Origin of the sequence: Coleofasciculus sp. D1-CHI-01, from assembly GCF_040218875.1 — a bacterium.
Classification (GTDB): domain Bacteria; phylum Cyanobacteriota; class Cyanobacteriia; order Cyanobacteriales; family Coleofasciculaceae; genus Coleofasciculus.
Genome location: NZ_JAVJQP010000185.1, coordinates 36,645 through 45,442, shown reverse-complemented (window position 1 = coordinate 45,442; position 8,798 = coordinate 36,645). Strand labels below are relative to the sequence as shown.

The window sequence follows — 8,798 nt, the reverse complement described above, 5'->3', positions numbered from 1 at the left end:
ACTCAGCTTTTGTACTCAATCAAGTACTTAGTCTGGTATGCATCGCTTCCTAGTCCTCTCCTTAATCGTCCAATTGCTTACTCAGACTACTGTGTGGCTGCTCATTTGGCTACTGAGTTACCAAAATGAGCGAACGGTGAGCCTGTTTGCTATACAGGCGTTGAAAAATTTGGTAAATCTGGCGGCTATATCTCGGAACAATTTCTATTCCATTATCCCTGACCGAAAACAACCATTCATCGTCCTGGGAAACGGCGCTACCATGAATTATAGGTGTATCCTGTGAGCGGTATTTTATCCCGTTTTTAAAATAACTAATAACTGCAGTTATTGAGGAGTTATTGGACTTACAACGGGTAAATTGCTGTGAATTTACTATGGATTGACTGTTTTGAATAGAGGTTTCTAAATGCGCGATCGCATAACTCATACCAAATTGTAGTCTAACATTAGGTATAGTTTCTAAGCAAGATCCCCGACTGCTCCAAGAAGTCGGGGATCTGTCTGTGTACCTCACTTACTTGAAAAGCGCTGTATAAGCCATAATTATTTTTTTAATTATTCTGTTTTTCAAAGTTTCAGTCATGAGCATTTTAACCTTTTTAAGTGTACTGATCTCCTTCTGCCTTGTCTGTTGGATAATGTCCTATACTTTCCGCTTTGGCGTTCAGGATGAACCAAAATAGGCATTTTTGTTGGAAAATGTTGGTTTTTGGCACTCTGTCCCTTAAAATAAACTTAAAGCGACTGAGTTAATGCAACACATAATGATACTCAATGAATAGTATAGAAGCGCTAGCTGTCCTGAGTTCGATGCTTCGTGAGCCGCCACTGAGTAACATTCAAGAACAAGTCTTTCACTTGACTTGGCAAGGGTTAACCTATACGGAAATTTCGGCTAACATCGGATATGAAGAGAGTTATATTCGAGATGTTGGTGCTAAACTTTGGCAACGCCTTTCTCAGATTATTGGAGAAAAAGTAACTAAAAATAATATCAATACTGTCTTTGAGTACTATATTATCAACGGAACAAAAGATATTTCAGCCCAACCTCCTCTAAACAACTTAAGCAATACTATGTTAAACCAAACCAGAACACCAGCTCGGTTAGAATTCCCTGGTAGTCCTCTGCCACTTAACTCCGAATTTTACATCAATCGCCCCCCTGTCGAAGAAATCGCTTACGCGGAAATTGGCATACCTGGCAGTATCATTCGTATCAAAGCACCCTCAAAGATGGGAAAAAGTTCTCTGCTGCAACGGATTATTGCTCAGGCTAAGGCGCAAGGATTCCACACAGTTAATCTCGACTTCCAAAAAGCTGATGAAAGTATTTTTTTTAACCTGGATAAATTTCTGCGCTGGTTCTGTGCTAACGCTGCTCGGCAGTTGCATCTCCCACCTAATCTGGATGACTATTGGGATGAAGATATTGGTAGTAAAGTTAGCTGCACCTTCTATTTTCAAGGATATCTGCTGGAGCAAATTTACACGCCGATTCTGCTGACATTGAATGAAGTGAATCGGCTGTTAGAGTATGATAAAATAGCCAAAGACTTTCTGCCATTACTGCGTTCCTGGCATGAAGAAGCCCAACTGGATGAGGGGTTTGAGCAACTGCGCTTTGTTGTGGTACATTCGACGGAAATTTATACGTCATTAAATATTAATCAATCTCCCTTTAATGTGGGACTACCCCTGGTTTTGCCGGAGTTGACGTTAGAGCAGGTGCAGGAGTTAGCCCGTCGTTACCAACTCGATGGGATGGATGAGTCTCAAGTCGCCGACTTAATGGCAATGGTGGGAGGACATCCTTATCTAATTCAACTGGCACTTTATCACCTGCGTTACGATAATCTCAGCTTACCGCAGTTATTAGAAGAAGCACCAACCTTAGCGGGAATCTATAGTCATCATTTGCGGCATCAATTCGCCACGGTGGAAAAGAATCCAGAGTTAGTGGCGGCGTTGCAACAGGTGGTGATGGCAACAGAGAGCGTGCGTTTAGACGCGATCGCGGCGTATAAGTTAGAGAGTATGGGGTTGATAAAACTACAGGGAAATCAGGCGACAATCCGATGTAAGTTATATCGGCTTTATTTGAGGGAACAACTTTCCCTGGAATCGCCACCCAATCCGCGTATTGGACAGTTAGAACAAGAGAATGAACAGTTAAAGTATTTATCAAGAATTGATGACTTAACCAAGCTGGCGAATCGCCGCGACTTTGACGATCACCTTACCCAAGAATGGCAGCAATTAGCGGAAGAAAAGGTTCCTCTGGCACTGATTTTAGCGGATATCGACTTTTTCAAGCTTTTCAACGATGCATTTGGTCATCTGACAGGAGATTTCTGTTTACAGCAAATCGCCCAGGCAATTCGGGAGTGCGTCAAGCATTCAGGGGCTTTAGTTGCTCGTTTTGGTGGGGAAGAATTTGCCGTAATTATGCCAGAAACAAATCGAGAGCAAGCGGTACAATTAGCAGAGCAAATCCGAGAACGTGTCAAAGCCTTAAATATTTCCCATGATCCCTATCGGATGTGTGGATATTCCTCAATTATCACCCTGAGTTTGGGTGTCGCTGTGATGATTCCCGATCCAGAGGATGATCCATTAAATCTGGTACAGGCGGCTGATGAAGCACTATTTGAGTCAAAACGACAGGGGCGCGATCGCGTGACGATCCGGTAGAGGGGTTCCGGTGGAACGTCTGTCAATCAAAACCTCTGTCAATCAATTGTAGGGGCGTGTAGGGGCGGGCGCGAGCCACTCAATTTTAAATCCCACCGATAATGTATGTAGCAAAACCCGCCCTGACTAACATCAAAGATAAGACGTAGAAGGACGGGTTTTGAATAAATCTAATCGAGAGGTTCTGTAGGGGCGGGCGCGAGCCACTCAATCTTAAATCCCACCGATAATGTATGTAGCAAAACCCGCCCTGACTAACATCAAAGACAAGACGTAGAAGGGCGGGTTTTGAATAAATCTAATCGAGAGGTTCTGTAGGGGCGGGCGCGAGCCACTTAATCTTGAATCTCACCGATAATGTATGTAGCAAAACCCGCCCTGACTAACATCAAAGATAAGACATAGAAGGGCGGGTTTTGAATAAACCTAATCGAGAGGTTCTGTAGGGGCGGGTTTAGCCACTTAATCTTGAATCTCACCGATAATTTATGTAGCAAAACCCGCCCTGACTAACATCAAAGATAAGACGTAGAAGGGCGGGTTTTGAATAAATTTGATCATCGATAGCGAGAAGAAAGCTCCTAAACCCGCCCCTACACCTTTAATTAATAAAATGGAATCTGTTTTTGATAAGACGTAGAAGGGCGGGTTTTGAATAAATCTAATCATCGATAGCGATAAGAAAGCTCCTAAACCCGCCCCTACACCTTTAATTAATAAAATGGAATCTGTTTTTGATAAGACGTAGAAGGGCGGGTTTTGAATAAACCTAATTATCAATAGCGAGAAGAAAGTCCCTAAACCCGCCCCTACACCTATAATTAATACAAATGACGAATGACGAATGACAAATGACAAATGACAAATGACGAATTACCCATTTAATCACCAATCACAAACAACGCCCGATAAACAGGTTGTCTACAAGCTATTGTGTAGGTTTCTCGTTCGGTGGGAACAGGTAGAGGATTCGTGGCTAACCAGTCAGTTCCTTGACGTTGAAAGGCTGGATTCTCAGTAAAGCGATCGCACATTTCTTGGGCTACGGCTTCAACGTCAGACTGAATCAGAACTTCGCCACCTTTGACCAAGTATTTTGCCAAAGTATTGACCAATTCCGGTTTGACCACACGGCGTTTAGCATGTCGTTTTTTGAACCATGGATCAGGAAATTGAATGGTTACGCGCTTTAATAGTCCCTGGGGTAAAGAGGCTAAAATTGGCGCTAATGAGTTATCGACATTGCAAAATATAAAATGAAGATTATTTAATCCTAACTCCGTTACTAATTCTTGGGCTTTCTCAACTAAAGGTTCCCGAATTTCTAATCCCAGAAAATTCCAATTGGGGTTCTGGGTTGCCATGTCTAACAAAAACTCACCTCTAGCACTCCCTATATCTAGATGTAGCGGTTGCATGGGTTGATGATAAACCTTTTCCCACGGAGGAGGCGTTACTGGAGTCAGGTATTTTTTACTCAGGGGATTGACATGTTGGCGCACGCGAACTTTCGGCAATGGTTTCACCTCCTTTTTTTGTCAGGTATTAGGTTATGCTATTCTATCAAGAAATCAGTGATTGGTTTAGTTTTGCAAATAGTCCTCAAACCCTTACAAATGACCCTTCGGCTTACGCTCAGGGCGGAAGCATAAGACGAATGACGATATTAACCAATCGGAAGTTCAATGATAAACTCAGCACCTTCTCCAGGGTGAGACACACAACATAACTGTCCGCCGTGTTTATCGACAACAATCTCATGACTAATCGATAACCCTAACCCGGTTCCTTTACCAAAGGGTTTAGTCGTAAAAAAGGCGTGGAATAGCTTTTCTTGTATCTCTTCAGGGATACCAGAACCATTATCAGAAATACGGATTTCTACTCGCTGGTTATCAATCACTCTGGTACGAATCCAGATGGTGGGAGGCGCGGGTGTTGTATCACTCTCTGAAATTTTATCTGAATTTTGCTTTCTAAATTCGGCTTCTTCTAAGGCATCAATCGCATTCGCCAGAATATTCATAAACACTTGGCTCAGGCGTCCTGGATAGCATTCAATGGGCGGTAACTTACCATATTCTTTAATCACTTGAATGCCTAAATGTTTCCCGGAGGGTTTGATCCGATGTTGCAAGAGAACCAGCGTACTCTCTAACCCCTCGTGCAAATCAACCATCATCATTTCGCCTGCGTCGAGACGAGATATATTCCGCAAGCTTTTAATAATTTGACAAATGCGTTCGATGCCCAATTCCATCGACTTAAAGGTTTTGGGTAAATCTTTTACCAGAAAATCCGTGTCAATTTTTTGAGATTTATCTTGAATTTCGGAAACTGGATTCGGATAATGTTGAGCATAGATTTGCAGGAGTTTAAGTAAGTCTCGGCTATATTCGCTGGCACAGCTTAAATTGCCATGAATCGAAGTAATGGGATTATTAATTTCATGGGCAACCCCGGCTAACATTTGTCCCAGACTGGACATTTTTTCATTTTGAACTAGCATGGCTTGGGCTTGTTGCCAATTGTTGAGGGCTTGGGCGAGTTCATTCGTGCGTTCTTCTACCCGTTGTTCGAGTTCCTGAGTCAATGTTTGTAAGGCGGCTTCTGCTTTACCCCGTTGTTCAACTTCCTCAACTAATCGTGTATTTTGCTCTTCTAGGGTTTTGGTTAAGGTTCGGAGTTTCAAATGCACCTTCACTCGTGCTAATACCTCTTCCTGCTGAAAGGGTTTGGTGATATAGTCTACGGCTCCTAAATTTAACCCCTTAACTTTATCAATGGTATCGGTCAAAGCCGTCATAAAAATGATCGGAATCTCGTGAGTGTCAGGATTGGCTTTCAGGCGTCGGCAGGTTTCAAATCCGTCAATTCCTGGCATCATCACATCTAACAAAATTAAGGTCGGTGGATCATAAGCAATTTGCTCAAGCGCGGTTTCTCCATCAAGAGCAACGGCAATTTCAAATCCAGCGCTAGTCAGGGTTTCTGAGAGTATTTCTAGATTGTTGGGACTATCGTCAATAATTAAAATAATCGTTTTATTTAACTTGTCTATCATTGCCTGTTTGCGTTGTTCGATCCGGTTCAGCGTAGTAGAGTTAGACTTAAGCATGGCTATAATTTCTAGTTGTTAGCTATAGGTTCATTGCGTTTAGTGAATGCACCGATTTTCCTCAATAAAATCTCGTATTTTTTTGACTTGGAAGCCTTTAGCGAGCTGGCGTACATATTGAGCAAATGGGGCGAACTTATGATCAGAACTCTCGATACTATCAATTTTTTCGAGCAGAACTTTAATGCGACCTTTCATGGCTAAATCCCAGAGAATGTCTAATTCTTCTTCAGGAAAAATAATCGCTTCGGGTTTGCCCGGTTTTTGTGGCTCGTATGGTGTTACCTTAACACCCGCCGACTGACTACCATTCCCTGATGCGGACTCGTAAATCCAGGTCAGTCCTAAATGTTGTTGTAACGTCTGGAGTAGCTCATCAATTTGAACAGGTTTGGGCAGAAAATCATTACCTCCGGCTGCCAAACTGTGATGCCGATCCATCTCAAAAACACTGGCTGACGATACTACAATTAGCATATTTTTTAGGGTTTTGGACTGGCGAATATGTCGCATCACCTCAAAGCCGTCCATAATCGGCATGATCAAGTCGGTAATGATCAGATCCGGCATAGCTGTCATGGCGATATCTAATCCTTCTTTACCATTATTCGCCTCAATCACCTCAAATCCTAAAGGTTCGAGCAAATTGATGATGACTGAACGATTTTCCCAGCGATCATCGACAACGAGGATTGTTTGTGATTTGCCCTGATAGCCAATAATTCTACCCTGAGTGGGGGTGGTAATTTTTTGTATCCATTCTTTGGCTTCGGGTAAGTCTAGATCCACGGTAAATACACTCCCCTTGCCGATTTTACTGTGGACTTGAATTGTACTGCCCATGAGTTGTACAATCTTAGTGCTAATCGCTAAACCTAGTCCAGTTCCTTCCGCCTGACGTTTGCGATCGCTCACTTGCTCGAAGGGTAAAAAGATGCGCTGCAATTGTTGGGGACTCATCCCTACCCCTGTATCTTCGATTTGAAACCGGATTCGGTGATGGGGAGGGGTTGATGTTTGGGGTTGACGAGATACTCCTTCTGTGCTAACCTCATTCATTACCCCGATGGGTTGACTGGTTTGAGTCTCCGCATATCCGACTTTAAAGGTAACGCCTCCAGCATCGGTAAACTTAATCGCATTGCTGAGGAGGTTAATCAGAACTTGTCGCAGTCGCTTTTCGTCTACGTGGATACCAGCAGGAAGGGATGATGTGGGTTGATAGATAAAGGAAATGCCTTTTGCATCCGCTCGAATCCGACAAATTTCGACAACGCTACGCAGGAACGAGGGAAAATGAATATCGCTGCCATGAAGTTCCATCTTCCGGGCTTCAATTTTCGCTAAATCGAGAATATCATTAATCAACATCAACAGATGAGAACCGCACTGGTGGATGATACGAACACCATCCAATTCGCGATCGCTCATCGTTTTTGATCGTTGCAGAATTTGGGCATAGCCTAACACCCCATTCAGTGGCGTTCGCAGTTCATGACTCATATTTGCTAGAAACTCACTTTTGGCGTTATTCGCTGTATCCGCGTCTTCTTTCGCTGTTTTTAGTTCTGCTGTGCGTTGTTCTACCCGCAATTCCAGTTCAGCTTTGGCATCTTCCAAGGCGGTAAAGGATTCCTGCAACTGCTGCGCCATTTGGTTAAAGGATTTGGATAAAATCCGCAGTTCATAAATACCTTCGACTTTTACCCGTTGATCAAGTTCCCCACTCGCGATCGCGCCCGACGCCATACTCAGTTGTAAAATGGGTTGACTAATCCAACGAGAGGTAAATAATCCCAAAAGGGTGGCAAGAATCAACGCGGCTACACAGAGGCGAATGGTTGTGCGCGTGTTGGCGTGGATACGTGCCATAAATTCCTCTTCGGGAACCACGACAACAATCAACCAATTGAGTCCTTTATTGTCTTGAAACGAGAGAACTTGGACAAATTGCTTCTTTTTATCTAATGTAAAATCTAACTGGTATTCTCCTTGGATATTCTCAAAGCTACCAAACTTTCCCACCAAAAAGTCAGCCGTCGCCTTAATTAGCTGGTTTTCACTGGTAATTGAGTCATGACGTTCAGATTTAGCATTATCATTAGAGACAAATGTATCTTCACTCATCGATGTAGCGACTAAGGTTCCTTTCCCTTTGGGTTCTAAAATAAACGTCTGTCCAAAGTCACTAATTTGCAAGCTTTCCAGAAAGTCCCCAATATGAGACAGAGACAGAATCGTACTGGTTACGCCCAGCAACGTATCACCCTGATACAGGGGCAGACTCGCCGCGATCGCTAATGTGTCTTCATGTTCATAACGGAACACCGCACTCCAGGTTTCCTCACCTGCTTCTACCGCCTCTTCATACCAGGGTCGAGTGCGGTGATCATCGTAGGCAGGAGTTTCTAATAACTTTATCCGATTTCCTTGCTGATTCGCGGCATAAATATATTTAGTATAATTCACTGATTCATGAATTTGAAAATTATCCCCCTCTTGTCGCACCACTTCCAGATATTTACCATCTTCTGTACCGATGGCTGTAGCGCTAACCGGAAAAACTTGCATCTGATGCCAGACGGTTTTCTCACAATCCAGCAAATTGTCTAATTTTAATTGATTCAGACAGGTTTCATTGGCATTGAGTTGATTAAAGGCATGGGGTATCTGCAAGTAACTATCGAGTTTCTGTTGAATCCGGGCAGCGATTTCTTGGCGTAAATCGCTAGCCAGTTCATGAACCGCTTGTTCACCATTGCGTAAGGAAAGCCAGCCCGTTAATCCTACAGCCGTCGTAATTTGCAGCAGAAACGGAACGACAAGGACAAGGCGCAAACGCATCTTCAGCGAGGGTTTTTGCAAAAAACTGGGTAACATCCGTTAGCGTTAGTCTACGATTAATGAGTGGATTTGACGACTCAGATGCTACCCTAATGGTTTTCGTCATTTGTCATTTGTCATTTGTCATTTGTCATTTGTA

At 43.2% G+C, this 8,798-nt stretch carries 4 protein-coding genes; 1 reads left to right on the top strand and 3 read right to left on the bottom strand.

Features of this window, described 5'->3' with window-relative positions; genetic code table 11:
- Positions 1-777 precede the first annotated feature (777 nt).
- Positions 778-2,697 carry an AAA-like domain-containing protein gene (locus tag RIB93_RS31455; RefSeq protein WP_446379063.1) on the top strand — a complete coding sequence of 640 codons (1,920 nt, stop codon included), beginning with the start codon at positions 778-780 and terminating at the stop codon, positions 2,695-2,697.
- An 881-nt stretch (positions 2,698-3,578) separates the two neighbouring features.
- Here the strand turns inward: RIB93_RS31455 and trmB are convergent.
- From trmB to RIB93_RS31440, 3 genes are all read right to left on the bottom strand, one after another.
- Positions 3,579-4,214 (bottom strand): tRNA (guanosine(46)-N7)-methyltransferase TrmB, encoded by a 636-nt coding sequence (gene trmB / locus RIB93_RS31450; protein WP_446379061.1) that lies wholly within the window; start codon positions 4,212-4,214, stop codon positions 3,579-3,581.
- Between the two features lie 149 nt (positions 4,215-4,363).
- Positions 4,364-5,815, bottom strand: a complete 1,452-nt coding sequence (locus RIB93_RS31445) for a hybrid sensor histidine kinase/response regulator (RefSeq protein WP_446379059.1) — start codon at positions 5,813-5,815, stop codon at positions 4,364-4,366.
- 39 nt (positions 5,816-5,854) lie between these two features.
- Entirely contained in the window at positions 5,855-8,695 is a 2,841-nt protein-coding gene (locus tag RIB93_RS31440) for an ATP-binding protein (protein ID WP_446379057.1), read from the bottom strand.
- Positions 8,696-8,798 lie beyond the last annotated feature (103 nt).